This is a genomic window from Nigerium massiliense (assembly GCF_000826085.1).
GTDB lineage: Bacteria > Actinomycetota > Actinomycetes > Propionibacteriales > Propionibacteriaceae > Propioniciclava > Propioniciclava massiliense.
This window is the reverse complement of the sequence record NZ_CCYM01000003.1, coordinates 1,312,656-1,338,353: the sequence shown is the minus strand read 5'-3', so window position 1 is coordinate 1,338,353 and position 25,698 is coordinate 1,312,656. Positions and strand designations below refer to the sequence as shown.

Sequence of the window (25,698 nt, the reverse complement as noted above, 5' to 3'; positions counted from 1 at the left end):
GCCGAGAGCCCTTCCGCTCGCAGACTCCGACACACGTTAGGCTCGGGCCGTGCTGCTCAGTGATCGCGACATCAAGGCCCGCATCGAGGCCGGCCGGATCGTCATCGATCCGTTCGACCCCACGATGATTCAGCCTTCCAGCGTGGACGTCTGCCTCGACCGCTATTTCCGGCTCTTCGACAACCACAAGTACCCGCACATCGACCCGGCCGAGGAGCAGCCGGAGCTGACCCGGCTGATCGAGGTGGGCGCCGACGAGCCGTTCGTCCTGCACCCCGGCGAGTTCGTGCTGGCCAGCACGTTGGAGTCGCTGGCGCTGGCCGACGATGTCGCGGCCCGCGTCGAGGGCAAGTCGTCGCTGGGACGCCTCGGGCTGCTGACCCACGCGACCGCCGGCTTCGTCGACCCGGGTTTCAGCGGGCACGTCACGCTCGAGCTGTCGAACGTCGCGACCATGCCGATCATGCTGTGGCCGGGGATGAAGATCGGCCAGCTGTGCTTCTTCCAGCTCAGCTCGGCCGCCGAGCAGCCCTACGGCTCGTCCGGACGCGGCTCGCACTACCAAGGCCAGCGAGGACCCACCGCCTCCCGAAGCTACGAGAACTTCCGGCGCCGCCCGGTGCAGTGACGCGGCTCAGGCGACGGTGGCGCCGCGCAGCAGCAGCGTCTGGGCGCGGTGCACCTGACCCTCGCCCTGCGCGGACGGCTCGCCGCGGTTGATCTCGAGCACGACGAAGCCGTGCACGACGGCCCACAGCGCCAGCGTCAGTTCGCCCAGGTCGATGTCGCCCGACAGCGTGCCTTGCTCGTGGAGTCGCCCGACCACCTGCGCGAGCGCGCCCGCGCGTCCTCCATCGAGGTCGGAGACGCCCGGCTGCGGGCCGGCGGTCGTCAGCATCAGCTTGTACAGCGCCGGGCGGCTCAGCGCCCACTGCCGGTGCGCCGAACCGAGCGCGTGGACCGTGTCGAACGACGCGTCGCCCGCGGAGGCGTCCGACATCGCCTGGTCGAACGACTCGGCGGCGGAGTCGATGACGGCCTGGATCAGCCCGGGCTTTCCGCCGAAGATGCTGTAGATGGCGTTCGTGGACGCGCCCTGGGTGGCCGTGAGCTCGCGCAGCGAGAGGCCCTCGGTGCCCGTATGCGCCAGCTGTTGCGAGGCCGCGTCGATGAGGCGGTCACGGAGGTCGTCGGGGTAGAGTTTTGGCCTGGGCACGAAGACAGAGTGTAGGGATCAGCCGGGGGAAAGCCCTTACCAAACGGGGATTGTGGCACGCAAAATATTCACTTTCAGCGGCTGAAATTATCGTTCGGTGAGCAAGGAAGCAGGTGTGATGAGGCGTTACCGTCGGCTCGCGGCTGTCGCGACGGCGCTCTCGGTGGCGGGCTGCACGCCCTCGCCGGCCCCCCGCGAGGTGACGCCGACGCCCGCGCCGACGGTCTCGAAGCCACCAGCGCCGGCGTCCCTGGACGTGTCCAAGTACGAGGAGGCGGCCTTCTCCGCGCCGAACGGGAACCTGTGGTGCGTGCTGTATTCCGACGGCATCTCCTGCCTGATCCCGCGCGGCTACAGGGGGGCTGCTCCCAAGCAGGCCGAGCCCTGCCCGTCCTGGAACGGCGAGGACGACCTGCGTCCCAACACCATCGACCTCGGGCCGAGCGGCAAGCCCCAGTGGGTGTGTCTGGACGACCAGGCCGCCCGCCCCTTCAAGGACGACCCGGCGAGCGGCTGGCAGCGCGGTTTCGGCACCTGGCGGCGCATCGACGACCAGTTGATCGCGGTCCTGCCGCACGGCAAGTCGCTGCGCCACGGGGTGTTCCAGTGCGCCAGCGCGGCCTCGGGCGTCACCTGCACGAACACCCGCACCAAGCACGGCATCAAGCTGAGCCAGCAGGCCGTCACACTGAGTTGAGCGCGGCCGGCCTGCGGCCGGTCCCGAGCAGGAGGTCACCATGCAGACGGTCGCCTGGGGCGCCGACCCCACCACCTATGACGGGTTCGCGCTGGACGCCGCCGAGATCATCGTCGCGCTTTCCCGCGGCTCGGCACGGGAGCTCAGCGAGACCGACGCGCAGGCCGTCGCCCGGGTCGTCGAGGACGTGACGGGCGCCGGCGTCCTGTGGCGGGGGAGCGCCGGCGACGTCGGGACGCTTCAGGAGTTGCACGGGTACTGGAAACAGTCCGCCGGCGAGTTGCGGATCGCCAGCGCGTCCGCCGCCCAGGTGGGGCTGGCCACCGCGCTGGGCGGCACCGTCCTGGTCGTCTCGGGTCCGCGGGCGCTGGAGGCCCTGGTGGGGGCCGTCGCCGGGGCGGCCGTGGTGCGGCGCGAGGAGCCCGTGCGGGCCGAGCCCCGATGACGGCTGACGTCGAGGACGAGCAGCCTGGCCTGGTCATCGAGGGCGACAACCTGGCCGTGCTGCCCGGCTTCAGCGACGGTTCGTTCCAGCTCATCTACATCGACCCGCCCTTCAACACCGGTGCCGCGCGCACCCGCCGCGCCCTGCGCGTCACCCCCGACGCCGACGGCGATCGCACCGGTTTCGCCGGACGCCGGTACCGCACCGAGGTCGTCGGACGCAGCGCCTACGCCGACACCTTCGCGGACTATCGCGCGTTCATCGAGCCGAGGCTGCTCGAGGCCCGCCGGCTGCTCTCCGCGTCCGGAACGCTGTACTTCCACATCGACCAGCGCGAGGCGCACTACTGCAAGGTGTTGCTCGACGAGATCTTCGGCCGCGACGCCTTCCTCAACGAGATCGTCTGGGCCTACGACTTCGGCGGCCGCGCCCGCGACCGCTGGCCCGCCAAGCACGACACGATCCTCGTCTACGTCCGGACGCCGGGGGCGCACTTCTTCGACCAAGACGCCATCGACCGCATCCCCTACATGGCGCCCGGCCTCGTCGGCCCCGAGAAGGCGGCGCGGGGGAAGCTGCCGACCGACGTCTGGTGGCAGTCGATCGTGGGCACGTCCAGCAAGGAGAAGACCGGCTACCCGACGCAGAAGCCGGCGCCGATCCTGCGCCGCATCATCCAGGCGTCCAGCCGCCCGGGGGACCGGGTGCTCGACTTCTTCGCCGGCTCCGGGACGACCGGCGCCGTCGCCCGTGAACTGGGCCGGCGATTCGTCCTGGTGGACGCGAACCCCGACGCCATCGCGGTGATGCGTCGCAGGCTGGGGGACGACGGCGTGACCTATCGCTGCGACAGGGCATGATGGCGGCATGGCTGCGATCACGGACGCGCTGGGTGGCGAGCATCTCTTCGCGGAGGTCCCCGTCGGCGGGGTCGCCGATTGGGTGCCGCTGTACGAGGTGATGATTCAGGAGCGGTTGAGCGCCTGGGCGCTGCCGGTCGACCGGCTGGACGACCTGCCCGTCGCGCTGGGCCTCTTCGGACGCCGCGCCCGCATCGGCGTCCACGGAGTGCGTTTTCCCCACGAGGTGTCGGCGGCCTTCGACGCCGGCGCGGCATTCGTGACCTCCCCGGTGTGCTCACCGGAGCTGGTGGCCGCGGCCGCGGGGCGCCCGTTCGTCGCCGGAGGTCTGACGCCGCAGGAGGTAGGCGGGGCCGTGGCCCAGGGAGCGACCGCGGCCCAGGTGATTCCAGCCGACGTGATGGGGATGTCCTACTCGCGGGCGCTGATGGCGATGCTGCCGGACGTCCCGATCGTGGCCACCGGACGCCTCGAGCGGTTCCAGGCGGAGATGTGGTTGCAGGCAGGCGCGGTGGCCGTCGGGCTGAGCCAGACGATCCTGCTTCCCGAGGACGACGGAGCGGTCAATCCCAACGACCCGGACGAGGTGCGCCGCCGCTGCCAGACGGTGGCGAACCTGGCAACCGGGTAGGGCCTTTGCCGTTACGCATTTGTTTCCTGAGAAATCCTTAGCTACTGTCAGCTTGTCTTAATAATCCCCGTGAACTTGGAGACAGCTGATGAACGACGACCACCGCCCTCAGACCAAGGTCGATGTGCCCGCTCGTGAAGACGCCGAAGCCGCCGGCATCACCCCCGCCCCGAAGCGTCACCGCCGCAGCGCGATCGCCCCGATCGCGATCGCTTTCGCGCTGACCGCGGGTGCCGGGGCCCTCGTGCTGACGCCGAACCAGGGGGAGTCGCTGGACGCCGTCGCCGCCCCGCAGGATCGCGTCGCGGTGCTGAGCCGCGACGCGCAGCGCACCGCCCTCCCGACCGCCTCCGTGAGCCCGATCGTCGCGAACTGGTCGAAGGCCGAGGTCAGCGTCAAGCCGACCCCGACCCCGACGCCCACCAAGACGGCCGACGCCCAGAAGAAGGCGGCGGCGCAGAAGGCCGCTGCGGACGAGGCCAAGGCGAAGAAGGCTGCGGCGAAGAAGGCCGCCGCCGCGAAGGTCGCCGCGAAGAAGGCCGCTGCGAAGAAGGCCGCAGCGCAGAAGCAGGCTGCGGCGAAGGCCGCCGCCAAGAAGCAGGCCACCGCCGAGCGCCGTGCCGCCCAGAAGGCGGCGGTGAAGAAGGCCGCGGCCGAGCGTCGCGCCGAGAAGCGCGTCGCCGCGAAGAAAGCTGCCGCCAAGCAGGCTGCGGCGCGGAAGGCTGCCGCCAAGCAGGCCGCGGCGAAGAAGGCCGCCGCGAAGAACGTCAAGGCGAAGCAGGTCAAGCTGAGCGCCCCCAAGAAGACGTCGAAGGCGGCCCCGAAGGCCGCGTCGAAGTCGCGCGCCTCGACGTCGTACCGCGGCTCCAGCAAGGCCGCCTCGGGCCGCGCCCTCGGACTGACCGCGCACGCCAGCTCCGTGTACGCCGACATCATGTCGAACTTCTCCGGCATCAACTCGGCCGGTGGCTACCGTCCGAACAGCCGGTCCGTGCACCAGTTCGGCCGCGCCATGGACCTCATGATCACCCCGGGCAAGGAGTCCGGTCTCGGCTGGGCGATCGCTCGCTACGCGGCCGCGAACGCCGGGCGGTTCAAGATCGACCACATCATCTTCGAGCAGAAGATCTGGACGCCGTACAAGCCGTACTGGCGCCCGATGGAGGATCGCGGCAGCATCACCCAGAACCACTTCGACCACGTGCACGTGGCGGTGAAGGCCTGACACTGGCCCCACAGCGAATCGGCCGGCACCTCGGATGAGGTGCCGGCCGATTCGTCATCAGGGAAGGGATCAGGGGAGTCTCGCCAGCAGGGTGAGGAACCGGGTGGTCTGCGTCGCGTTGTTGTTGTCGTCGCTGACCAGCGTCACGCGGTAGGCGCCGCCGCGCGTCCGGGAGACCTGCATGCCCTCGTAGTTGTCCAGCAGCGGGTTGGCCTGGACGGCGCCGGCCGGCAGCGGGGCGTCCATCGACGGGCAGGTGACGAGGTCCGCCACCAGCGTCTTCGACATCACCAGCTCGGGCCGCGTGGACAGGTTCGCGACGTCGGTGACGTCTGCGGCGCCCCGCGTGGTGACCGCGTAAAGCTTGCCCTGGTTGCCGGCGGTGGCCGACCAGGACATCTCGAGCACCAGCAGCTTGCCGGGCGCGTACTCCTGCGCCTCGGCGACCCGCATGCCGTCGTCGACCTTGTAGGCCAACTGCTTCGCCGGCTGCCAGCCGTCCCGGCCGCTGCGCTGGTAGACGAGGAAGCGCCGGTAGCCGGCGAACGAGCCGTCCGCCGGGGCGTCCCCGGACAGGGTGCCCTCCATCGCGGCGGTCAGCCGTCGGCCGTCCGCGCTGAGGGTGAGGCCCTCGAACATGGCGTTGACGGAGCCCTCGCCGTTCGGCGTGACGCGGAAGCGGTCCGGCACCGGCAGGGACGCCTTCTCGACGCCGTCGCGCCCGAAGACCCGGATGCTGGGCTCGAGCTCGGACGTGACGATGAAGTTGCCGCGCTTGTCGACGGCCAGGCCCTCGTTGTCAGCGGTGATGCCGTTGTAAGGGGTGCCGTCGAGGTGCCGCAGGATCAGCGGGGAGCGCACGATGCGCGGGTTGGCGAGGTCGCGGAGGTACCACAGCCGCGACGGCTCGGTGCGGTTGTTGTCGTTGGTGGCGACGAACGACCGCGAGCGGGCGTCCCAGGCCAGGTTCGACAGGCCCTCCAGCTTGGCGCCGCCGTAGGTGGCCTTGTCGAGGGCGTCGCTGTAGCCCAGCGCTGCGGCCCGCGGGCCGCAGCTGCCGGCGGTGTGGCCACCGCGTGCCGGGGGACGGTGGGCCGCGCCGTGGGCGCTGGCGGCGGGCGCCGAGACGGTCAGCGAGGCGGCCAGGGCGCCCAGGGTGAGGGCTGCGGCGCCGGCGCGGCGGGCGAAACGGGAGGTGGTCATCGGGACTCCTTGGCGTGGGGACCTCACCACCCTGGGGCGTCCGGCGTGAACGGGGCAGGGGCGCCTCGGTGAACGGCTGGGTAACGACTCCGCGGCCCGCGGGAATGCTCTTGCCGGACCACTGCCCGAGCCGCGTCCGCGCGGTTAGGGTGACCGTTATGACTTTGGATGTGACCGACACTGCAGCCTGGAACAAGCTGGACCACCTCGCCGATGAGCTGGTACCTGACCTGCGGGGCTGGTTCGAGGACGACGATCAGCGCGTCCAGGCCTTCACCCGTACCGCGGCCGACCTCCACGTCGACCTGTCCAAGAACCTTGTCGACAAGGAGATCCTCGACGCGCTGATCGAGCTGGCCGACGAGGTCGGGCTGGCCGAGCGTCGCGACGCCATGTTCGCCGGCGAGAAGATCAACGTCACCGAGAACCGCTCGGTGCTGCACACCGCACTGCGGCGTCCCAAGGGCGACAAGCTCGTCGTCGACGGCGTCGACGTCGTCGAGCAGGTGCACGAGACCCTCGACAAGGTCTACGCCTTCGCCGACAAGGTGCGCTCGGGCGAGTGGAAGGGCGTGACCGGCAAGCAGATCGCCACCGTCGTCAACATCGGCATCGGCGGCTCCGACCTCGGGCCCGTGATGGTGTACGAGGCGCTGAAGCCGTACGTCCAGGACGGCCTGGAGTGCCGCTTCGTCTCGAACATCGACCCGACGGACATCTACGAGAAGACGAAGGATCTCGACCCCGAGACCACGCTGTTCATCGTCGCGTCCAAGACCTTCACCACCCTGGAGACCCTGACCAACGCGCGGATGGCGCGCTGGTGGCTGCTGGACGCGCTGAAGAACGCCGGCGCGGTCGACGGCTCGGACGAGAAGAACGCCGAGGCCATCGAGAAGCACTTCGTCGCGGTCTCGACGGCGCTCGACAAGGTCGCCGATTTCGGTATCGACCCGGAGAACGCGTTCGGCTTCTGGGACTGGGTCGGCGGCCGCTACTCCGTCGACTCGGCCGTCGGTACGTCGGTCTGCGTGGCGATCGGCAAGGAGAACTTCGCCTCGTTCCTCGAGGGCTTCCACGCCATCGACGAGCACTTCGTCAACACCCCGTGGGAGCAGAACGTGCCCGCGCTGATGGGCCTGCTCAACGTCTGGTACCGCAACTTCCTGGGCGCCACCTCGCACGCCGTCCTGCCGTACGCCCAGTACCTGCACCGCTTCGCCGCGTACCTGCAGCAGCTCACGATGGAGAGCAACGGCAAGGGCGTCAAGGCGGACGGTGAGGAGGTCGACACCGACACCGGCGAGATCTTCTGGGGCGAGCCCGGCACGAACGGCCAGCACGCGTTCTACCAGCTGATCCACCAGGGCACCGAGCTCATCCCGGCCGACTTCATCGCCGTCGCCAACCCGGCGCACCCGATCCAGGACGGCGACCAGGACGTCCACGAGCTTTTCCTGGCGAACTTCTTCGCGCAGACGAAGGCGCTCGCGTTCGGCAAGACCGCCGACGAGGTCCGGGCCGAGGGTGTGGCCGAGGAGCTCGTCTCGGCGAAGGTCTTCGACGGCAACCGTCCGACCACCTCGATCATGGCCCCCGAGCTGTCGCCCAAGGTTGTCGGCGAGCTGATCGCCCTCTACGAGCACATCACGTTCACCCAGGGCGTCGTGTGGGGCATCGACAGCTTCGATCAGTGGGGCGTCGAGCTCGGCAAGCAGCTCGCCAAGGAGATCACCCCGGCGATCGGCGGCGACGAGGAGGCCCTGAAGAAGCAGGACGCCTCCACGCAGGCGCTGATCGGCTACTACCGCGAGCAGCGCAAGTGACGCTGCCCGGCTGACACGGCGAGGGCCCCGGGATCTTCCCGGGGCCCTCGTGTCGTCCCGCCCGGAAAGCCCTCGCCTCGACCTGCAAGGCCGCCGCGCCGAGGTGCCGGGCGGGTGTCACCCGTCGTTCAACTGTGCGTTGCCGCGGTGCCGCACGATCACGGGGTGTCGAAGTCGGATGCCAATGATCTGGCCACCAGATTGGCCGAACTCGTGCGGGGGCTCCCGGCGGGGACGCGCATCCCCAGCGAGCACGAGCTGATGGTGCGGTTCGACGCCCCGCGCTCGCTGATTCGCGGGGCGATCGCGCTCTTGGAGGCGCGCTTCGTCGTGCGCCGGGTGCAGGGGTCGGGGACGTACGTCACCGACGGCTCGACTACATCATCTCCTCGGACCAACCGCCGTCGTTCCAGCAGACCGTCCGGGACGCCGGCGGGACGGCGACGACGATCCTGGTCAGCAGCTCCCGCGAGGCGGCTCCGGGCGAGGCACGGCATCATCTAGGGCTGACCGGGGCTGCGGCCGAGCAACCGCTTCAGCACCTCCAGCGGTTGTCCCACATCGACGACCGTCCGGTCAGCTACCTGGAGGAATGGTTCCTCGACGACGTGGCACCCCACGCTGACGTGGCGGCCAACGCCTTCGGGTCGGTCAACGTGATGTTGCGCGGGCTCGGGTTCCAGCCACGGCGGGCCTGGTGCCGCGTGAGCGTGGACGTCCCGCCCGACCACGCGCTCGACCGCCTCGAGCTGGCGTCGCACGAGCTCACCTGGATGGTCGAGAGCGTGGCCGCCGACACGCTCAGCGGCCGCCCTCTGTTCTTCAGCAAGGCGTGGACGCGGCAGGACGCGATCCGCATGGTCTTCGAACTGGACGCCTGGTGAGCAACGACTGGACGGTCACCAACGTGCGCGCGGTGGTGGGCGACGAGATCGTCCCGGAGGCCACCGTCGTCGTGCGGGACGGCTTGATCGTCGGCCTCGAAGCCGGCCGGCTCGCGGGCGCCGAGGACGGTGGGGGAGCGCTCCTCCTGCCGGGGCTCATCGACCTGCACAGCGACGCCCTGGAGGTCGAGATCCACCCGCGTCCCAACGTCGAACTTCCCTGGGACTACGCCTTGTATGCGGCGGAGACGCGGCTCAGTGCCGTGGGCGTCACAACGGCGTTCCACGGGATCAGGTTCCAGCAACAGACGCCGGACGGGCAGCCGTGGCCGCTTGATCAGTCGGTCGAGCTGGCCTCCCGCCTCACCTCCTCGGGCACGGCTCCGTGCGGTCCGCGGAGAGTCTGGAGCTGCGCGAGACGGTCGGCCGCGGCCGCCTGGGAATGCCCGCGCCTCCGCAACAGCGCGGCCAGCTGGAGACCTGGCGAGGTTACCTCGCCGCCCAGGCGGCCGGGCCACCGCCCCTCGTGTCCCGTCTTGGTCGACGACAGCCCGGCGTGGCCCAGGGTCGTCTGGACGCGCCGGGCGAGTGGTCACACCAAGGGACCCGGCGGCAGGCTCACCGCAAGGTGAACGGCAACCGACGCTTCGTGGACGCGCAGGGCGTCCGTCCCCAGCAGGCGGGCCACCTCGGCGAACAGGGTCCGGGAGACGTCCTCGTCCAGGAACGGCTCGGCCGCGGGCCCGGAGCGCATCGTGCGGTCGTGGCAGACGATCACGGGCGTGCACAACTATGAGCCTCGACACCTGCAGCAGGCGATCGACTTTCTCGCGCTGCCCGGGGCGCCGACGTTCTCGGACGTGATGGTGCCTCCCGTGCCGCTGGCGGAACTTCCCGCGCTGTTCGAACGAGCCGAGCCCACGATCCTGCGCAGGACGGTTGCGCCCTCCGCGTGACGGCCAGCCCTACGGTGCGAAACGGGGGTGGGAACCGTTCGGTTCCCACCCCCGTCCCACGGTGTCAGCGCGGGGTCACCCCTTGCGCTTGTACAGCAGGTACGGACGCCGACGCGCGGTCCACGCCCGCTCCTCGCCCGCCCAGGCCGCGATGATCTCCTCGGCCGAGGCGCCGGCGAGCAGTTGGTCGCGGAACCGGTTCGACCCGGTCAACAAGCCCAGCCAGCGCCAGGCGTCCCCGCGGGCGTCGAAGGCCGGGTAGAGCTTCCGAGCGTCCACGAACATGTGCGCGGCGACGGCCAGGGCGTTCACGCGATCGGGGTCGGTGATGTGCACCTCCACGCCGCCGCACACCAGGTTGGCGTTCTTGCTGAACGTCGGCGTGAAGTAGGCCTCGCGGAAGTCGACGCCGGGGAGGCGGTGTTTCTTCAGCTCGGCCGCCCAGCGGTGGTCGACGTACGGGGCGCCGATGATCTCGAACGGCTTCGTCGTGCCGCGTCCCTCGCTCATGTTGGTCGCTTCGAACAGGCCGGTACCCGGGTAGAGCAGCGCGGTCGACGTCGTCGGCATGTTCGGTGAGGGCAGCACCCACGGCAAGCCGGTGTCGTCGAACAGTTCGCCCTTCCAGCCGCGGACCTTCGCCACCGTGAGCTGGGCGATCGTCTTGCCGGTCGGCTCCTTGGGCAGGTACTCGGCGTTGAAGAGCTGGGCGAGCTCTCCGACGGTCATACCGTGCTGCAGCAGGATCTCCTTCAGCCCGACGCCTGAGGTGAACCCCGGCTGCATCATCGGGCCGCGGGCGGTGCCGCCGACCGGGTTGGGCCGGTCGAAGACGACGAACCGGATGCCACCGGCCTCGGCCGCGGCCTGCATCGCGTTGTACATTGTCCAGATGTAGGTGTAGAAGCGGGCGCCGACGTCCTGGATGTCGAAGACGATCGTGTCGACCTTCGCCTCGGCGAACATGGTCTTGAACTTGGCGGCGTTGGCGCCGTAGGCGTCGTAGACGGTGATCCCGGTGCGCGGGTCGACGCTCTTGCCCTCGGACGCCCCGGCCTGCGCAGTGCCGCGGAAGCCGTGCTCGGGGCCGAAGACCGCGACGATGTTCACCCCATCCGCATGCATGCGGTCGACGATGTGGGTGAGGTCGGGCAGGATGCCGGTCGGGTTGGAGATGACGCCGACGCGGCGTCCGCGCAACTCGGCCCAGTTGGCGTCCTTCCAGGCGGTCGCGCCGGTCTCGACGCGGGGTCCCCGGCGGCGCGCGTTGGCGGACGCGTCCGTGCCGGCGGCGGTGGCCTGGGCGGCTGCGCCCAGGGGGAGGCTGGCGGCGCCCAGCCCGGCGGCGGCGATGACGCCGCGGCGGCTCATGGAGCCCATGGTGATGTCCTTTCGGGAAGGACCCGGGGCGGGCGGGCCGCCCCGGGGTGGGGTCAGCGGCGGTAACGCAGGCCGTAGCCGATGGGGTAGAGGTCGCTGGCCGGGTCGTCCGCGCGCGGGATCGACACCGGAAGGGTTCCGGTCGGCTTGCGCAGGCCGGTGATCACCCGCGACACGGCGCCCATGGAGGTGCCGTTCGTGGAGTAGCTGGCCAGGTAGGTGGAGACCTCGGTGAACTGGTTGATGTCGTAGGGGTTGCGGGTGGCGACCACGACGACGGGCTTGCCCGTGGCGACGAGCGCCTTCACGAGCGCGACCTGGTTGGCGTACGACGCGGCGTTGTAGCTGGTGAAGAGGACGACGTCGGTGTCCTTGGCGGCGTCCAGCACGGCCTGCCGGGTGGCCGCGTCGGGACTGGCCCCGGCGGTCTTGACGGTCGTGGCGGCGCCGAGGGCGTCCAGCTCGGCCTTGAGGGTCTCGTGCGTGACGTTGACGCCGTTCTGCGCGCCGTTGTAGCCGGTGACGAGGATCTTCGTGCCCTTCGGCTTGAGCGGCAGCGTCCCCGACGAGTTCTTCACCAGGGTGATGGAGTGGTCGGCGACGCGGTCGGCGACGTCCTGATGCGCCACGGTCCCGACGATCGACCCGATCGCGGAGACGTTGACGATCGGTTTGGTGGTGATGCCGCGGACGCTCTTGGTCTGCAGGTTGCGGACGACCGCCTCGTCGAGGCGGCGCTGCGGGAGGCGGCCGGACGCGAGGGCCTCCGTGACGGCCTTGGTGGCGGCGGTCTGATTCGGGCTCATCTCCATGAGGTCGGAGCCGGCCAGCAGCGCGCGGACGGCGATCTCACCGTCGTCGGTGGTCTTCGTGGCCGGATCGTAGAACATGTCGCGGACGCCCTGCATGGCCAGGGAGTCGGTGACGACCAGGCCCTTGAAGCCCAGCTCGCCGCGCAGCAGGTCGGTCATGATCGGCTTGCTCAGCGTGGCGGGCAGGCCGCTCGGGTCGAGGGACGGGACGGTCAGGTGGGCCGTCATCACCATCGAGACGCCCTCCTTGATGGCGGCCTTGAAAGGCGGGAGGTCGATCTTCTCCCACTCGGCGCGCGTGTGCGTGATGGTCGGCATGGCGAGGTGGCTGTCGGTGCCGGTGTCGCCGTGGCCGGGGAAGTGCTTGACGACGGCGTTGACGCGCTTGGCGCCCTGCTTCTGCAGGCCCTTGATCTGGGCGGCCGTGATCTTCGCGACGGCGGCCGGGTCGCCGCCGGGGGAGCGGACGCCGATGACCGGGTTGTTCGGATTGACGTTGACGTCGCCGTCGGGGGCGAAGTTGGTGTTCACGCCGAGCGCGCGCAGCTCCTGGCCGGTGATCTCGCCGGACTGGCGGGCGTCCCGGGTCGAGCCGGTGGCGCCGAGCGCCATCGCGCCGGGGAACTGGGTGGCCGGCGGCCCGATGCGCGTGACCACGCCCATCTCCTGGTCGGTGGCGATCGTCAGCGGGACGCCGGCGCCGGACTCCATCGCCGCCATCTGCAGCCCGTTGGAGAGCTTCGCGATCTGGGTGGTGCCGGCGACGTTGTTCGACCAAGCGAAGTAGATGACGCCACCGAGGTTGAACTTCTTCACGACCTCCGCGGGGGTGCGGACGCCGTAGAGCTTCATGTTCTGTGCCGCATCGGCCTCGGTGACCGTGGTGGCGTCCTGACCGTAGACGTACTGCATGAAGACCTGGCCGACCTTCTGCTCGGTCGTCATCTTCTGCAGTGTCTGCCACGAGTAGGCGCGGTCCTTCTGGGTGGCGCCCGGGACGGTGGGAATCCAGGCCGGGACGGCCTTGGCCGCCGGCTTCGCGGGTGCCGCGTCGGCGGCGATGGGGGTGGCGATCAGCGCGCTGGTGACCAGGCACGCCGCCGCGATTGCTGATGGGACGCGAGACGACACGCTCGTCCTCCTTGAGGGATCGGGGCGGGAGGTCGACGCCGACCTCGAATGCCGCCCGGCTTATGCTGAGCCTCAGTATTGGAGCTTTTCGCCACGATCGCCAGTGCTTCGTGGAGTTAACTTGCTGAATCGCTGCTCTACCCTGAAGGCATGACGAAGACTTCGCGACGCCTGCTCACCACCGCGGCCGTGCTGGCCGGCGTGGGCCTCGTGGCCGCCGGGGCCCCCGCCGCCTACGCGTTCGGAGGATCCCGGGGGCGCATCGTCGAGGCGGACCAGGCGCCTGCCCGCGTCGTCGCGATCATCCTCGGCGCGGAGGTCTACCCCTCCGGGACGCCGTCGCGCTACCTGCGCGCCCGGCTCGACGTCGGGGCGCGGCTCTACCGCGACGGCAAGGCCAGGGTGCTCATCGTCTCGGGCGACGATTCGCCCGAGCACAACCGGGAGACCTCCGCGATGCGCGCCTACCTGGTGCGCGAGGGCGTTCCCGCCGGCAAGATCGTCGAGGACGTCGCCGGCCTCGACACCTACGACACGTGCGTGCGCGCCAAGCGTGTCTTCGGCGTCACCGACGCGCTGCTGGTCAGCCAGAGCTACCACCTGCCCCGCGCGGTCACGACCTGCCGGGCCGCCGGGGTGGACGCCTGGGGCGTCGGGGATTCGTCAGTGCGGCGCGGTTCCAGCTTCTGGCGCATCGGGGAGGTCCGCGAGTACGCGGCCTACGTCAAGATGGCGTTCGACCTGCTGAGCCAGCGTGTCCCGCGGCTGGAGCCGCCGTCCTCGGCCGTCCGCGAGGCGCTGGCCCGCTAGCCGCCGCGGTCGTCCTGGTCGACCCCCGTCGATCAGGCGCCGTGGACGCGGGGGTCGGGGCCCATCCGCTTCTTCTTGTCGAGCTCGTGCATCGCGCGCATGTCGGCTTCGGTCAGCTCGAAGTCGAAGATGTCGATGTTCTCGTCGATGCGCGCCGGCGTCACCGACTTCGGGATGACGACGAGACCGCGCTGGATGTGCCAGCGCAGCACCACCTGGGCCGGGGTCTTGCCGGTGCGCTCGGCGATGGTGTGCACGATGTCGGAGTCCAGATCTTCGCCGCGCCCGAGCGGCGACCACGACTCGGTGACGATCTGGTGCGTCGCGTGGATCTGCAGCTGGTCGAACCGGGCGAAGGACGGGTGCGCCTCGATCTGGTTGACGGCCGGCGCGACGCCGGTCTCCTCGATGATGCGCAGCAGGTGGTCCTCGTTGAAGTTCGAAACGCCGATGGAGGTGGCCAGGCCCTGGTCGCGCAGCTCGATCAGCGACTGCCACGCCTGCACGAAGGACTGGCGGCTCGGCACCGGCCAGTGGATCAGGTACAGGTCGACCCGGTCGAGGCCCAGCTTGTCGAGCGACTCGCGCAGCGCGGCGGGGGCGTCCGTGTGCCGGTCGTTGCCGAGCTTGGTGGTCACGAAGATCTCGTCGCGCGCGATGCCCGAGGATGCGACGGCCTGGCCGACCGCCTCCTCGTTCTCGTAGAAGGACGCGGTGTCGATGTGCCGGTAGCCGACCTCGAGGGCGTGCGCGACGGACGCCCGGCATTCCTCAGGCGTCATCCTCCATACCCCGAGCCCCAGCTGGGGGATCGTGTGGCCGTCGTTCAGGGCGATGGCGGGCACGGCAGTCATGATGTCTCTCTCCGTCGATCGGTGGCCGCGGGGCCGGGGTGTTCAAGGCTGTGGGTGCAACGTTAGTGCCTTTCGGGGACGTGAAAGAATGATCGCTATGTTGTCTCTCCCTTCCCTGCTGACCGCACGCGTGCAGGACGCCGCCGGTATCGATCCCGAGATGCGGCCCGCCACCAAGCCCCAGTTCGGCCACTTCCAGTCCAACGTGGCGCTGCGCCTGGCGAAGCAGGAGGGACGCCCGCCGCGCGAGGTCGCGCAGGACCTCGTCGATCGCATCGATGTCTCCGACCTGTGTGAGCCGCTGGAGGTCGCGGGCCCGGGTTTCATCAACTTCCGCATCAAGGCGGACGTGCTGGCCCGCGTCGCCACCGAGCTGCTGGCCGACCCGAACACGGGCATCGACGTCACCGATCGGCCCGACAAGATCGTCATCGACTATTCCGCCCCGAACGTGGCCAAGCCCATGCACGTGGGCAACCTGCGCTCAACGATCATCGGCGACTGCTTCAACCGGGTGCTGACCGCGCAGGGCAACCGGGTCAAGCCGCAGAACCACATCGGCGACTGGGGAACCCAGTTCGGCATGCTCGTCGAGCAGATCTTGTTCGAGGGCGCCGATGCCACTCAGATGACCCTCGACGACTCCGTCGCCCTGTACCGGCGCGCGCAGGCGCACTTCAAGAGCGACGAAGGGTTCGCCGACGCCGCCCGCCACCGGGTGGTCGCGCTGCAGTCCGGAGATCCGCAGACCCGCGAGATCTGGCAGGCGCTCATCGAGGTGTCGAAGCGGGGCTTCAACGAGACCTACGAGCGGCTGGGCGTCCGGCTCACCGACGACGACCTGGCCGGGGAGTCGACGTACAACGACGACCTGCCACTCGTCGTGGCCGACCTCGTCGACCGGGGCATCGCGGTGCGCGACAAGGGGGCCCTGTGCGTTTTCGTCGAGGGCTTCGAGACGCCGCTGATCGTGCAGAAGTCTGACGGCGGTTATGGGTACGCCACGACCGACCTGGCCGCGATCCGGCACCGCGTGAGCGATCTCGGCGCGAACCGCATCATCTACGTCGTCGGATCGCCGCAGGCCTACCACTTCGAGCAGGTCTTCGCCGTCGCGCGCATGGCCGGCTACCTGCCCGACGGCGTCCGCGCCGAACACGTCGGCTTCGGCTCGGTGTTGGGCAAGGACGGTCACATGCTGCGCACCCGCGAGGGCGGCACCGTCACGCTGCAGTCGCTGCTGGATACGGCCGAGGAGGTCGCGGACCGGCCGGTGGCGATGGCCGCGGTGAAGTACGCCGACCTGTCGAACTCCCTGCACAAGGACTACGTGTTCGACGTCGAGCGCATGACCGCCACCACCGGCAATACGGGGCCCTACCTGCAGTACGCGCACGCCCGCGCCAGCCGCATCCTGCGCAACGCCGAGGAGCAGGGCATCGAGTGGACGCCGCAGGTCACCGTCCTCGACGAGCCGGCTGAGCAGACGCTCGCGCTGTTGCTGTCGCGCTACGGCGAGATCGTCGCCGAGGTGGGCGAGAACCTGCAGCCGCACAAGCTGTGCGGGTACCTCTACGACCTGGCCACCGCGATGAGCGTGTTCTACGAGCAGTGCCCGGTGCTCAAGTCCGACGGCGAGGTTCGCTCGTCGCGGCTGGCGCTGTGCGCGGCGACGAAGAAGGTTCTGGCGTCCGGGCTGGACCTGCTGGGGATCGTCGCTCCCGAACGCATGTGAGGCGCGAGGCGCCGTCGGCTGCGCTCAGGCTCGGGCGGCGGCGTCCTCACACCGCCGCGGCAACTCGCCGGGCGTGCGCCACGAGGTGGATGCCGCGTCGGCATTGACGGGCACCCACCTCGCCGAGGTTACTTTGACTTCGAGGCCTTGCCGGGGCTGTTCATATCCGTGACGGGCGTGCCGGCCGCGACGTCCTTCTTCTTCGGGATCTTGGTTGCGTCCGGCTGCTTCTTGGCCGCCTTCTTCACGTCGAGGTGGGCGAGCGGGTCGGGGTTCTCGGCGCGGTCCTGGGCGAGCCAGGCGGCCCCGACGATGCCGGCGGCGTTCAACAGCTGCGCGGCGACGATCGGGGTGTTCAGCTTCAGCTTCGGCAGGAACTTCTCCGCCTTCTTGCTGACCCCGCCGCCGACGACGAAGAGGTCGGGGGAGAACAGGAACTCGACGGTCTCGTAGTAGCGCTGCAGCAGCGGCACCCACTCGTCGTAGGAGAGCCCCTTCTTCTCCTTGACGGACGCCGCCGCCTGCTTCTCCGCGTCCTTGCCGTCGATCTCGAGGTGGCCGAGCTCGCTGTTCGGCACCAGGACGCCTCGGTTGATGATCGCGCTGCCGATGCCCGTGCCGAGCGTCGTCATGATGACGAGGCCGGGGTGGTCCTTGGCCGCGCCGTAGCGCGCCTCGGCGATGCCTGCGGCGTCCGCGTCGTTGACGAGGAGGATCGGGCGGCCCAGGACGTCCTCGAAGATCTCCTCGGCCTTGGTGTCGATCCAGGACTTGTCGATGTTCGCCGCCGAGCGCGTGACGCCGTGGGCGACGATCGCGGGGATCGTGATGCCGATCGGACCGTCGCCGATCTCGCCGGAGAAGTGGTCGACGATCTCCTTGACGACCTTGGCGACGTTCGCGGGGGTGGACTTCTTCGGGGTGTCGATCCGCAACCGTTCGGTGGCGAACTCGCCCTTGGTCAGGTCGACCGGTGCGCCCTTGATGCCGGAGCCGCCGATGTCGATGCCGAGCACATGTCGTGGAGCCATGGGCTCAGCCTAGCGACGCCGGATGGTGCGGACCCTGGTTTACGCTTGTCCCATGACGACGTGGTTGGTGACGGGCGGTGCGGGTTACATCGGGGCGCACGTGGTGCGGGCGTTCCTGGACGAAGGCATCACGCCGGTGGTGATCGACAATCTCTCCTCGGGGCACGCCGAGTTCATCCCCGACGGCGTCGCGTTCGTCGAGGGTGACATCACCGACACCGCTCTCGTCGAGCAGATCCTGACCGAGCACCGGTGTGACGGCGTCATGCACATCGCCGGCTTCAAGTACGCCGGGGTGTCGGTCGAGCGTCCCCTGCACACCTACACCCAGAACGTCACCGGCACCGTCTCGATGCTCGAGGCCATGGCCCGCGCCGGGGTCGAGCGGTACGTGTTCAGCTCGTCGGCGTCCGTCTACGGGACGCCGGACGTCGACCTCGTCACCGAGGACCAGCCACTGCACCCCGAGTCGCCGTACGGCGAGACCAAGCTCATCGGGGAGTGGCTCGCCGCCGACCAGGTGCGCGCCCGGCCGTCGCTGCGGGCCGTGTGCCTGCGCTACTTCAACGTGGTGGGGTCGGCGACCGACGAGGTGTACGACTCCAGCCCGCACAACCTGTTCCCGATCGTGATCGAGGCGCTGCTCGACGGCCGCACCCCGCGCATCAACGGCGACGATTACCACACCCCCGACGGCACCTGCGTGCGCGACTACGTCCACGTCGGGGACCTGGCGATCTCGCACGTCGCCGCCGCGAAGGCGCTCATGGACGGGCGGGACCTGCTGCCCGCCTACAACCTGGGGTCGGGCGAGGGGCTCAGCGTGCGGCAGATCATGGACGCCATGGCCGCGAACACCGACCACGACTTCACCCCCACCATCGGCCCCCGCCGTGCCGGGGACCCCGACCGCATCGTCGCGAACGGTGATCTCGCTGCCCGTGACCTCGACTGGACCATGCGCTGGGACGTGGATCAGATGGTTCGCTCCGCGTGGTCCGCGCGGATCGCCCACCGGAGCTGAGCGGCTGCCCAGTCTTCCTGGCGTGCTCGACCTGCGGGCCGTTGAGGGGGGGTCATGCCCGACGGTCAGCGCGGCTATGCGGGTTCTCGCGAACCTCGGGGCGGCGGATCTGGTCAGTCCCGACCTTGGGCTGTTCTGGGTCGATCCCGACTCGGGGGCGGTTGATCCGGGCCGTTCCCAACTCTCGGGGCGGCGGATCTGGGCAAGTCCCGACCCTCGGGACCGCTGATCTGGATCATTCCCGACCCTCGGTGCGGCTGATCTGGGCAAGCCCCGACAATCCGGGCGGTGGATCCGGGTCATTCCCACCCAGCAAGCCGCTATCCCGGGGTGATGCCCGACTCCAGCGCCGCCATCTGGGGTTCTGTCCGCCCTTCAGGGTTTCTCGCTGCGCCCAAACCCCTGACGGCCATTTCATAACGGGATTATCCTGCCACTAGTTTCACGGCGTCTCCGGCTCCTGAAGCAACGATGCTTGTCAGGGCGATTTGCTCAAAGAGGGCGAAAATCTAGTGGCAGGATAATCCCGTTATGCTTCGCGTCCCCGTCGCGAGTCCTGCGACTCGGCTGGGCGGGTGGGTTCGAACAGCTCAGCCGGGCGGGCGTCCCGGGCGCGATCCATCCAGCTCCTCCGAGCGGGTGGGGTCGAACTGCTCAGCCGGGCGGTTGGGGTCGAACAGCTCGGCCGAGGGCGTGGGTTCGAACAGCTCGGCGGTGCGGGCGTCCCGGGCGCGATCCATCTCGTCGAACACCAATTGCCGGGCCAGGGGACCGTCCAAGTGGTCGATGAAGTTGCTGAGCGAGAGGGCCTCGGTGGTGGCGAGCTGCACCCCGGCGACGTTCAGGCGACGGCTCAGAACCCCCTGATGCAGGTGGGTCGACTGGATACGCGCGTGCGGGATGACCGCGCTGTGGCGGGTGAAGAAGCCGTTGCGCACGACGACCACCTCGTCGTTGACGGCGTAGCCCATCCAGCTGTGCGCGAGCGGGTCGAGCCAGCGGGCGCGTGCGGGCGGCCCGGTGAACTGCAGCCGCTCCAGCTCGACCCCAGGCCAGACCGCGTGCAGGGCGATGTCGACCTGGTGGGCGTCCCCGACGGGCAGCAGCACCGAGCTGCTGGCGCCGCCGTCCTCGGAGCTCAGATCTGCGGCGCCGAGCACGACCATGTGGATCTTGAACCGACCGAGGAGCCGCCACATGATCGGCTGGCTGATCCGTAGCGACTGCACCCGGTGGACGGGGATGGTCTGGCTGGTGAGGCTGGTCAGGCCGCGGGTGATGCGCAGCCCGGACGCGGTGTCGGCCAGGGTGAAGTTGAACTGCTTGACGACCCGGTTCGAGAAGTAGCCGAATACGGCGAGCACCATCGGGATGAAGCCGCCGCCCGCGACCAGCGGCTGGTCGATGACGATGCCGATGATCACCGGCACCAGCAAGAACAGCAGCATCACCCACAGCTCGATCGACAGCAGCGCGCCGACGATCAGCTCCCCGGGGTTGAGCCGGACGAGCACCCGGTCGTCGCGCCCGAGGTCGTCCCAGGCGGAGGTCCCGGATTCGGGTCCCGCCTGTCGCTCCGCCAAAATGGACGCCGGAAGCGGCGGCGTCGCCTGCACGCCGGGGGAGGGCGACGGCCAGGTTCCGGCGGTCGGGCTCGCCGTGCCCACCAGATTGTCGGTCGCGGCCCGCGCCGGCGAGAACCCGCCGGTGACGGCACCGTCTGGCCTGGGCCCCTCGGTGACGCCCGACGTCGGTGCTGCCCCTGGGCGAGCGTTCCCGGAGCGGGCGGCGTGCGCCCGGGCGAGCAGCTGCTCGCGGATCTCCCCGGCGCGCTTGCGGGTCAGGAACGACAGCTTCGTGCCAGAGTCGCCGCTGGCGCCGACGTCGATGGTGAGCTGGGCGAGGCCGAGCAGGCGGGCGGCGAACGGCTGGGTGATGTCGACGCCCTGGATGCGGTTGAACGCGATGCGCTTGCTCTCGGTGAACGCGCCGGTGTTCTCGATGCGCAGTTCCTTGTCGTCGATGACGAACTTCGTCGTCCACCAGCCCCAGTATCCCGCGGCCAGCGAGATCAGCCCGAAGCCGATCACGGCCCAGGCGAACCAGGGCACCTCGCCGAAGCGGAAGTCTCGGATCTGGTCGAAGCGGTTGCCCTGCACGAACTCCTGCAGGATGAACCACGCCGCCGCCACCACGAGCAGCCACAGCTGGACGAGCGGGCTGGCCGGGTGCGCGCGCTCCTCGACCACGACGGTCGACCGGTCGTCTTGTTGGGACGAGGGGACAGGGACGTCGCTCCCGTCCCGCGGAGGCGAGTCGCTCGGAAGCTCGGAACCGGAGTGCTCGAGACGGGCGGGCTCGCCGGGCTCCTCGATGTCGCGACTGGGGTTCGTCATACGCCGGCCCCCTTGGCATCGGAGAGCTCGATCAGCCGGTCGCGCAGCTCGGCGGCCTCGTCGCGCGGGACGCCGGGGATGACGGCGTCCGTCGTCGCGCTGGCCGTCACCAACTGAACTCGGGCCAGGCCGAACGCGCGCAACAGCGGTCCGGAGTTGACCTTCACCATCTGCATGCGGCCGAACGGGACGACCAGCAACTCCTTCGACCAGAGCCCGCGGCGGACGCACAGATCGGCGTCGCGCTGGGCGTACCCCCAGGACGCGACCCACTTCCCGGCGCGGACGAACCGCCACGCCCACCACGCGGCGCCCACGGTGGCCACCGTCGCGGGGATCCACCACTGCCGCCAGATGAGCCACCCGGCGACCGCCACCGGGACGAACACGGCCAGGCACCCGATCGTCGCGCCGATGCGGCAGACCGTGGCGTACTTCGGCGAGAGCCGGTGCCAGGTGCCGCCAGGTGGAGTGAACAGGTCGACGTCGGACATGCCGGTCAGCCTAGCGGCAGCCTGGTCGGACCAGGCCGGGGAGGGTTCCTCGGGGAGCATCCGCTCGCAGTCGGCGTCCCTTCGAGCGAGGTGTGTCAGCGCTCATTGGCCCTGGGTGTGCGGGCCGGGTGCCCGGGCAAGGGACGGGCCGCCGGGTGAGTGGCGGACGAAGGCATCCAGAGCGCCCGGGTGTGCGAGGGGAACGGCTAGCGGCTAGACTGTCGGAGTTGCCTGACGGCACGCGGGCGTAGCTCAATGGTAGAGCGCCAGCTTCCCAAGCTGGACACGCGGGTTCGATTCCCGTCGCCCGCTCCACTCCTCACTGGTTGTTCTGTCCAGTCGCACGCGCGAAGAGTCTGGCCTCGTCGGGCGGCACTTCCCCGGTCACCGTGTGTCCCCGTTCAGGGACCTCGTCCGCAAGACGGTAGATGCCGTTGGCGCGCCGCAGGAATCCGTAGTCCACGAGCTCGCGTCGCAGGTAGGCGACGTCTTCATGGACGCGGGAGAGGATCTCGTTGACCTGCTTCTCGGGATAGTCCGTGCCCGGCTCGAACGCGCCGAGCAACTCGAGCAGCACGATCACTCGGGCACGCCGCTTGACCGGGATGCTGGCGAGGCGTCCGTCGCGGAAGAACGAGCGCAGTGTCTTGGCCCGGAACCGCTCGGCCTGCTCTCGGTCGGCGATCATCGCCGCCCGCGCGGACGTGTAGGTCTCGCCGGTCTCGGCCATGCGGGCGCGGACGAGCTTCTTGAAGTCGGAGTCGGCAGTCATCTGCAACCTTTCGGGCACCCGAACCCAGCCGTCGACGCCACGAGGTTGGCACGATGCGATGCGCCCGAGAATGTGCTCCCCTTCGCGACCTGTCGCTGGGGCTGGGCCACCGACGCGCTCGGCGTTGGGCACGCCGTGCTGGGCAGCCTAGCGGAAACCGAGTCTGCTCACCCGTCAGCGGGGTGTTTCAGGGCAGGCAGCCTCCGCCAGGACTGATCACGGCAATGAGGCCGGGCCAGCCGACCCCCGGCGGAGGAGCGAGCGCGTGCCGCGACTCAGCTCAGCAGGTTCTCCATCTGCGCGATGACGTCGTCGAAGACGTCCCGTGGCAGGACGCCGCCGACCCGGCGGACGGCGTCCGGGTCGACCCGGACGATGCGGTCGAGCCGCGCCTCGCTCGGACGCCCCGAGCGGTCCCACGGGCCGGTGCCGACGTCTGCCCAGTGTCGGCCCTCGCGGGCCTTCTGCTGCTCGTCGCGGTCGTGGTCCTTGCTCGTGAGGGGGAGCCCGAGCAGCCACTGTCCGTCGCGCCCGATGAGCAGCACGGGGCGGTCTTTGCCGCGGGAGTGGTCCTCCTCGTAGGGAACCCACGTCCACACGACCTCGCCGGGGTCGGCGGTCTCGCCGGGTTGGGGGTTGTAGCTGACGTCCGGCCGTCCGCGGAAGTCGCCCGGGTAGCTGGGCGCGCCGACGCGTCCTGCCCGGCGGGTCAGGTTCGTCGGGCGTGGACGCTGGGCGCGCGGGGCCTGGCGGCCGCGTGTGTGGTTCTGCCGGCTGATCCGCTCGGCCACCCGGATGCTCGCGCGCAGTCCGGCGGACACGATGCGTCCCAGTGACGCGACGAGCTGGTTGTTGGTGGGGCTCACGGCTGATCTCCTTCGGCTCGGGAGGTGCTTCGCGGTCGCTACCGGAACCGGGGCAGCGGCCCGTAGACGACGTCCTTGGCGCGCTCGGGCGCGGGAACGACGGGATGGCGGTGCTCCCACCAGCGATCCGCGAACCGGCGCAGCGGCGGCGTCCACAGCAGCAGCGCCGCGAGCGCGATCGGGGCGATCGCCCAGCTGGCGAGGGGGTTGATCATCAGCAGGCTCAGCGCCGCGGCGGTCGCGGCGAGGGCCCACCAACGCGGCCAGGCGTAACCCGCCCAGGAGTAGTGGGCGGCGATCGAGGCCAGCGCGGCGACCAGCAACACCAGCGCGACCTGCGCCAGCACGAGCATCACCCGGATGCCGCCACCCGGCTCGCTCGGCACCGCCCCGTTCAGCCAGGACGCCTCGGCGAACCGGTCGACGCTGATCCAGAACGTGAGCAGGAGCCCGGCGACCGCGAGCGCCGCCCCGGCCAGCAGCAGCACGGCCGGCGCCCACACGTACCACGGTCGGCGCGGCTCGCCGGTCTTGGGGTTCAGGTCGGACGCCCCGACGCGCGCCACCGCGTGCGGATCGGCCTCGGTAGCGCCGGCGCGTCCGGCCTGGGCGGCCGCCTCCGCGGTACCCACCGGCGCGCTCAGCGTCGCGGCGTCGGTGCGCATCGACGAGACGCCGTCCTTCGGCGCGGACGCGGCGGAGGCGTCCGCTGGGGTGGCGTCGTCGTGCTCGCGGGCGTCGGTCATCGTCCTCCTCGGAAAGTCCGGCCCCAGTCTAGGCAGACCCGGGCGGAGACGACGCGAGGGGCGCCGGTCGCAACCGACGCCCCTCGCCCAGCGTGTTCGCTCAGGCCTTCATCGAGCCCGTCTCGAGCATGCGGGTGTGCCAGCTCAGCGCCTCGCTCATCACGTGCGGCGTGTGCTTGCCCTTGGCCTCCTTCAGGCCGCGCTCCAGGTAGTCCTGGAGCATCGGCTTGTAGTCGGGGTGGGCGCAGTTGTCGATGACCTGCTGCGCGCGCTGCTTCGGCGACAGCCCGCGTAGGTCGGCGACGCCCTGCTCGGTGATGATGACCATCGCGTCGTGCTCGGTGTGGTCGACGTGGGAGACCATCGGCACGATGCAGGAGATGTCCCCGCCCTTGGCGACGGACGGCGACACGAAGCAGCTGATGTACGCGTTGCGGGTGAAGTCGCCCGAGCCGCCGATGCCGTTCTGCATGCGGGTGCCCATGATGTGCGTGGAGTTCACGTTGCCGAACAGGTCGGCCTCGATCAGGCCGTTGCAGGACACGACGCCGAGCCGGCGGATGACCTCGGGGTTGTTCGAGATCTCCTGCGGACGCAGCACGATGTGCTCGCGGTAGAACGCGGCCTTGTCGTTCATGCGCTCGGCCGCCTCGGGGGACAGCGAGAACGCGGTCGCGGACGCCACGGTCAGCTTGCCGGCGTCGATCAGGTCGACCATGCCGTCCTGGATGACCTCGGTGTAGGACGTCAGCTTCTCGAACGGGCCGTCCAGAAGGCCGGCGAGCACCGCGTTGGCGATGTTGCCGACGCCCGACTGCAGCGGCAGCAGATTGTCGGGCATGCGGCCCTGCTTCACCTCGTTGGCGAGGAAGTCGAGGAAGTTGCCGGCGATGGCCTTCGACTGGTCGTCGAGCGGCTTGAAGGGGCTGTTGCGGTCGGGCTGATCGGATTCGACGACGGCCACGACGCGCTCGGGGTCGATGTCGTAGAACGTGGTGCCGATGCGGCTCCCCGCCTCCAGCAGCGGGATCGGGTTGTTGTTGGGCGGCAGGTGCATCGAGTAGATGTCGTGCATGCCCTCGAGATCCTCGGACTGCCAGGAGTTCACCTCGAGGATGATCTTGTCGGCCTTCTCGAGCCAGACGTTGTTGTTGCCCACCGAGGACGACGGGACGACGGTGCCGTCCTCCTTGATGATGCTCACCTCGATGATCGCCACGTCGAGGTTGCCCCAGAACCCGGCGCGGACCTGCGGGCCGGAGTGGGACAGGTGCACGTCGTAGTACTCCGAGATGCCCTTGTTGATGGCGTCGCGCATCTGGGGGTCGGACTGGTACGGCATGCGCATGGCGACGCCGCCGGTGGCCGCGAGCTCGCCGTCGAGCTCGGGCGCGGTGGACGCGCCGGTGAACAGGCTGACGCGGAGCTCATCGCCGCGCTCGCGGGTCTCGCTGATGCGACGCGCCAGCGCGACCGGGACGACCTTCGGGTAGCCCGACCCGGTGAACCCACTGAGACCGATGTTGTCCCCGTTGTTGATGATCTTGGCTGCCTCGTCGGCGCTCATGACCTTGCTGCGGTACTTATCGCTGCGGATGCGCGACATCAACTTCCTCCCTGAACTGATGTGTGTTACCTCGTAATGTACCGGGCGACCGGGCCCGCCGCCTCCCTGGCTCTCGGAGCGAGGAAGCGGAGCGGCGC

26 protein-coding genes, 1 tRNA gene and 2 pseudogenes are annotated in these 25,698 nt (G+C 69.8%); 15 read left to right on the top strand and 14 right to left on the bottom strand.

The genetic code is table 11. The annotated features are described in order from the left end of the window. Positions 1-49: 49 nt before the first annotated feature. On the top strand, positions 50-628 hold the full coding sequence (gene dcd, locus BN1187_RS12655) for a dCTP deaminase (RefSeq protein ID WP_040162250.1): 579 nt from the start codon (positions 50-52) through the stop codon (positions 626-628). Positions 629-634: 6 nt separating this feature from the next. On the opposite strand, the gene BN1187_RS12650 is transcribed toward dcd, so the two are convergent. Next, positions 635-1,216, bottom strand: coding sequence for a TetR/AcrR family transcriptional regulator (locus tag BN1187_RS12650; RefSeq protein WP_052462682.1), 582 nt, complete (start codon positions 1,214-1,216; stop codon positions 635-637). 118 nt (positions 1,217-1,334) lie between these two features. On the opposite strand from BN1187_RS12650, the gene BN1187_RS12645 reads away from it, so the two are divergent. From BN1187_RS12645 to BN1187_RS13935, 5 genes are all read left to right on the top strand, one after another. After that, complete coding sequence (locus BN1187_RS12645; RefSeq protein ID WP_147675123.1) at positions 1,335-1,913, top strand: hypothetical protein; 579 nt, start codon at positions 1,335-1,337, stop codon at positions 1,911-1,913. A gap of 40 nt (positions 1,914-1,953) precedes the next feature. Next, the gene (locus tag BN1187_RS12640) at positions 1,954-2,358 is read left to right on the top strand and encodes a hypothetical protein (RefSeq protein WP_040162242.1); all 405 of its coding nucleotides are present in this window, start codon (positions 1,954-1,956) and stop codon (positions 2,356-2,358) included. Beyond that, positions 2,355-3,218 (top strand): DNA-methyltransferase, encoded by an 864-nt coding sequence (locus BN1187_RS12635; RefSeq protein ID WP_040162239.1) that lies wholly within the window; start codon positions 2,355-2,357, stop codon positions 3,216-3,218. The genes BN1187_RS12640 and BN1187_RS12635 overlap by 4 nt, the downstream gene beginning before the upstream one ends. 7 nt (positions 3,219-3,225) lie before the next feature. Beyond that, a complete protein-coding gene (locus BN1187_RS12630; protein ID WP_052462681.1) occupies positions 3,226-3,849 on the top strand; it encodes a bifunctional 4-hydroxy-2-oxoglutarate aldolase/2-dehydro-3-deoxy-phosphogluconate aldolase in 624 nt (207 codons plus the stop codon). Between the two features lie 88 nt (positions 3,850-3,937). Then, positions 3,938-5,074, top strand: a complete 1,137-nt coding sequence (locus BN1187_RS13935) for a VldE C-terminal domain-containing protein (RefSeq protein ID WP_082034697.1) — start codon at positions 3,938-3,940, stop codon at positions 5,072-5,074. 69 nt (positions 5,075-5,143) lie between these two features. On the opposite strand, the gene BN1187_RS12615 is transcribed toward BN1187_RS13935, so the two are convergent. After that, a complete protein-coding gene (locus BN1187_RS12615) occupies positions 5,144-6,277 on the bottom strand; it encodes an esterase-like activity of phytase family protein (protein ID WP_052462679.1) in 1,134 nt (377 codons plus the stop codon). A 158-nt stretch (positions 6,278-6,435) separates the two neighbouring features. Here BN1187_RS12615 and pgi point away from each other — a divergent pair, with 158 nt between their 5' ends. Beyond that, the gene (pgi, locus tag BN1187_RS12610) at positions 6,436-8,103 is read left to right on the top strand and encodes a glucose-6-phosphate isomerase (RefSeq protein ID WP_040162236.1); all 1,668 of its coding nucleotides are present in this window, start codon (positions 6,436-6,438) and stop codon (positions 8,101-8,103) included. Positions 8,104-8,261: 158 nt separating this feature from the next. On the opposite strand, the gene BN1187_RS14485 is transcribed toward pgi, so the two are convergent. After that, the gene (locus BN1187_RS14485; protein ID WP_173424972.1) at positions 8,262-8,468 is read right to left on the bottom strand and encodes a hypothetical protein; all 207 of its coding nucleotides are present in this window, start codon (positions 8,466-8,468) and stop codon (positions 8,262-8,264) included. On the opposite strand from BN1187_RS14485, the gene BN1187_RS15255 reads away from it, so the two are divergent. The 3 genes and pseudogenes from BN1187_RS15255 (at position 8,368) to BN1187_RS12595 (ending at position 9,619) form a co-directional block, all read left to right on the top strand. Next, on the top strand, positions 8,368-8,607 hold the full coding sequence (locus BN1187_RS15255; protein ID WP_390620230.1) for a hypothetical protein: 240 nt from the start codon (positions 8,368-8,370) through the stop codon (positions 8,605-8,607). The two genes, BN1187_RS14485 and BN1187_RS15255, sit on opposite strands and share 101 nt — an antisense overlap. Next, positions 8,544-8,987, top strand: a pseudogene (locus tag BN1187_RS12600) (UTRA domain-containing protein); the annotation flags it as partial. The gene BN1187_RS15255 and the pseudogene BN1187_RS12600, both read left to right, overlap by 64 nt. Further along, positions 8,984-9,619, top strand: coding sequence for an amidohydrolase family protein (locus tag BN1187_RS12595; protein ID WP_040162232.1), 636 nt, complete (start codon positions 8,984-8,986; stop codon positions 9,617-9,619). The pseudogene BN1187_RS12600 and the gene BN1187_RS12595, both read left to right, overlap by 4 nt. On the opposite strand, the gene BN1187_RS14405 is transcribed toward BN1187_RS12595, so the two are convergent. Then, positions 9,580-9,777, bottom strand: coding sequence for a hypothetical protein (locus tag BN1187_RS14405; RefSeq protein WP_147675121.1), 198 nt, complete (start codon positions 9,775-9,777; stop codon positions 9,580-9,582). The genes BN1187_RS12595 and BN1187_RS14405 overlap by 40 nt on opposite strands. Between BN1187_RS14405 and BN1187_RS12590 the strand changes: the two genes are divergently transcribed. After that, positions 9,770-9,943, top strand: a complete 174-nt coding sequence (locus BN1187_RS12590) for a hypothetical protein (protein WP_157754780.1) — start codon at positions 9,770-9,772, stop codon at positions 9,941-9,943. The genes BN1187_RS14405 and BN1187_RS12590 overlap by 8 nt on opposite strands. Positions 9,944-10,018: 75 nt before the next feature. Here the strand turns inward: BN1187_RS12590 and BN1187_RS12585 are convergent, their stop codons facing one another. Further along, complete coding sequence (locus tag BN1187_RS12585) at positions 10,019-11,323, bottom strand: exo-beta-N-acetylmuramidase NamZ family protein (RefSeq protein WP_040162226.1); 1,305 nt, start codon at positions 11,321-11,323, stop codon at positions 10,019-10,021. Between the two features lie 53 nt (positions 11,324-11,376). Next, positions 11,377-13,266: a glycoside hydrolase family 3 protein gene (locus BN1187_RS12580; protein WP_218184657.1), complete on the bottom strand. Its 1,890-nt coding sequence runs from the start codon at positions 13,264-13,266 to the stop codon at positions 11,377-11,379. A gap of 150 nt (positions 13,267-13,416) precedes the next feature. On the opposite strand from BN1187_RS12580, the gene BN1187_RS12575 reads away from it, so the two are divergent. Next, positions 13,417-14,076: a SanA/YdcF family protein gene (locus BN1187_RS12575; RefSeq protein ID WP_052462678.1), complete on the top strand. Its 660-nt coding sequence runs from the start codon at positions 13,417-13,419 to the stop codon at positions 14,074-14,076. A gap of 32 nt (positions 14,077-14,108) precedes the next feature. On the opposite strand, the gene BN1187_RS12570 is transcribed toward BN1187_RS12575, so the two are convergent. Further along, positions 14,109-14,930 carry an aldo/keto reductase gene (locus BN1187_RS12570; RefSeq protein ID WP_040162223.1) on the bottom strand — a complete coding sequence of 274 codons (822 nt, stop codon included), beginning with the start codon at positions 14,928-14,930 and terminating at the stop codon, positions 14,109-14,111. 97 nt (positions 14,931-15,027) lie between these two features. Between BN1187_RS12570 and argS the strand changes: the two genes are divergently transcribed. Then, complete coding sequence (gene argS, locus BN1187_RS12565) at positions 15,028-16,665, top strand: arginine--tRNA ligase (protein WP_040162220.1); 1,638 nt, start codon at positions 15,028-15,030, stop codon at positions 16,663-16,665. Positions 16,666-16,880: 215 nt separating this feature from the next. Here the strand turns inward: argS and ppgK are convergent. Beyond that, positions 16,881-17,696: pseudogene (ppgK, locus tag BN1187_RS12560) on the bottom strand (polyphosphate--glucose phosphotransferase); the annotation flags it as partial. A 52-nt stretch (positions 17,697-17,748) separates the two neighbouring features. Between ppgK and galE the strand changes: the two are divergent. Beyond that, on the top strand, positions 17,749-18,720 hold the full coding sequence (gene galE / locus BN1187_RS12555; RefSeq protein ID WP_040162217.1) for a UDP-glucose 4-epimerase GalE: 972 nt from the start codon (positions 17,749-17,751) through the stop codon (positions 18,718-18,720). Between the two features lie 590 nt (positions 18,721-19,310). On the opposite strand, the gene BN1187_RS12550 is transcribed toward galE, so the two are convergent. Continuing rightward, positions 19,311-21,116, bottom strand: coding sequence for a PH domain-containing protein (locus BN1187_RS12550; protein ID WP_040162214.1), 1,806 nt, complete (start codon positions 21,114-21,116; stop codon positions 19,311-19,313). Further along, a complete protein-coding gene (locus BN1187_RS12545; protein ID WP_040162211.1) occupies positions 21,113-21,610 on the bottom strand; it encodes a PH domain-containing protein in 498 nt (165 codons plus the stop codon). Before BN1187_RS12545 ends, BN1187_RS12550 begins: the two co-directional genes overlap by 4 nt. A 241-nt stretch (positions 21,611-21,851) precedes the next feature. Between BN1187_RS12545 and BN1187_RS12540 the strand changes: the two genes are divergently transcribed. Beyond that, positions 21,852-21,925: transfer RNA gene (locus BN1187_RS12540), tRNA-Gly, on the top strand. 4 nt (positions 21,926-21,929) lie between these two features. Here BN1187_RS12540 and BN1187_RS12535 read toward each other — a convergent pair. From BN1187_RS12535 to BN1187_RS12520, 4 genes are all read right to left on the bottom strand, one after another. Next, complete coding sequence (locus tag BN1187_RS12535) at positions 21,930-22,382, bottom strand: DUF2087 domain-containing protein (RefSeq protein ID WP_040162209.1); 453 nt, start codon at positions 22,380-22,382, stop codon at positions 21,930-21,932. 275 nt (positions 22,383-22,657) lie between these two features. After that, a complete protein-coding gene (locus BN1187_RS12530; protein WP_040162207.1) occupies positions 22,658-23,248 on the bottom strand; it encodes a type II toxin-antitoxin system PemK/MazF family toxin in 591 nt (196 codons plus the stop codon). Positions 23,249-23,286: 38 nt separating this feature from the next. After that, positions 23,287-23,994 (bottom strand): hypothetical protein, encoded by a 708-nt coding sequence (locus BN1187_RS12525; protein WP_040162204.1) that lies wholly within the window; start codon positions 23,992-23,994, stop codon positions 23,287-23,289. 100 nt (positions 23,995-24,094) lie between these two features. After that, positions 24,095-25,600 carry an acetyl-CoA hydrolase/transferase family protein gene (locus BN1187_RS12520; protein WP_040162202.1) on the bottom strand — a complete coding sequence of 502 codons (1,506 nt, stop codon included), beginning with the start codon at positions 25,598-25,600 and terminating at the stop codon, positions 24,095-24,097. Positions 25,601-25,698: the final 98 nt, after the last annotated feature.

Coding starts and splice junctions, on each gene's coding strand:
- BN1187_RS12645 (WP_147675123.1), top strand. CDS start 1,335: ATGAGGCGTTACCGTCGGCTCGCGGCTGTCGCGACGGCGCTCTCGGTG.
- BN1187_RS12640 (WP_040162242.1), top strand. CDS start 1,954: ATGCAGACGGTCGCCTGGGGCGCCGACCCCACCACCTATGACGGGTTC.
- BN1187_RS12635 (WP_040162239.1), top strand. CDS start 2,355: ATGACGGCTGACGTCGAGGACGAGCAGCCTGGCCTGGTCATCGAGGGC.
- BN1187_RS12630 (WP_052462681.1), top strand. CDS start 3,226: ATGGCTGCGATCACGGACGCGCTGGGTGGCGAGCATCTCTTCGCGGAG.
- BN1187_RS13935 (WP_082034697.1), top strand. CDS start 3,938: ATGAACGACGACCACCGCCCTCAGACCAAGGTCGATGTGCCCGCTCGT.
- BN1187_RS12615 (WP_052462679.1), bottom strand. CDS start 6,277: ATGACCACCTCCCGTTTCGCCCGCCGCGCCGGCGCCGCAGCCCTCACC.
- pgi (WP_040162236.1), top strand. CDS start 6,436: ATGACTTTGGATGTGACCGACACTGCAGCCTGGAACAAGCTGGACCAC.
- BN1187_RS12585 (WP_040162226.1), bottom strand. CDS start 11,323: ATGGGCTCCATGAGCCGCCGCGGCGTCATCGCCGCCGCCGGGCTGGGC.
- BN1187_RS12575 (WP_052462678.1), top strand. CDS start 13,417: ATGACGAAGACTTCGCGACGCCTGCTCACCACCGCGGCCGTGCTGGCC.
- BN1187_RS12570 (WP_040162223.1), bottom strand. CDS start 14,930: ATGACTGCCGTGCCCGCCATCGCCCTGAACGACGGCCACACGATCCCC.
- argS (WP_040162220.1), top strand. CDS start 15,028: ATGTTGTCTCTCCCTTCCCTGCTGACCGCACGCGTGCAGGACGCCGCC.
- galE (WP_040162217.1), top strand. CDS start 17,749: ATGACGACGTGGTTGGTGACGGGCGGTGCGGGTTACATCGGGGCGCAC.
- BN1187_RS12550 (WP_040162214.1), bottom strand. CDS start 21,116: ATGACGAACCCCAGTCGCGACATCGAGGAGCCCGGCGAGCCCGCCCGT.
- BN1187_RS12545 (WP_040162211.1), bottom strand. CDS start 21,610: ATGTCCGACGTCGACCTGTTCACTCCACCTGGCGGCACCTGGCACCGG.
- BN1187_RS12535 (WP_040162209.1), bottom strand. CDS start 22,382: ATGACTGCCGACTCCGACTTCAAGAAGCTCGTCCGCGCCCGCATGGCC.
- BN1187_RS12525 (WP_040162204.1), bottom strand. CDS start 23,994: ATGACCGACGCCCGCGAGCACGACGACGCCACCCCAGCGGACGCCTCC.
- BN1187_RS12520 (WP_040162202.1), bottom strand. CDS start 25,600: ATGTCGCGCATCCGCAGCGATAAGTACCGCAGCAAGGTCATGAGCGCC.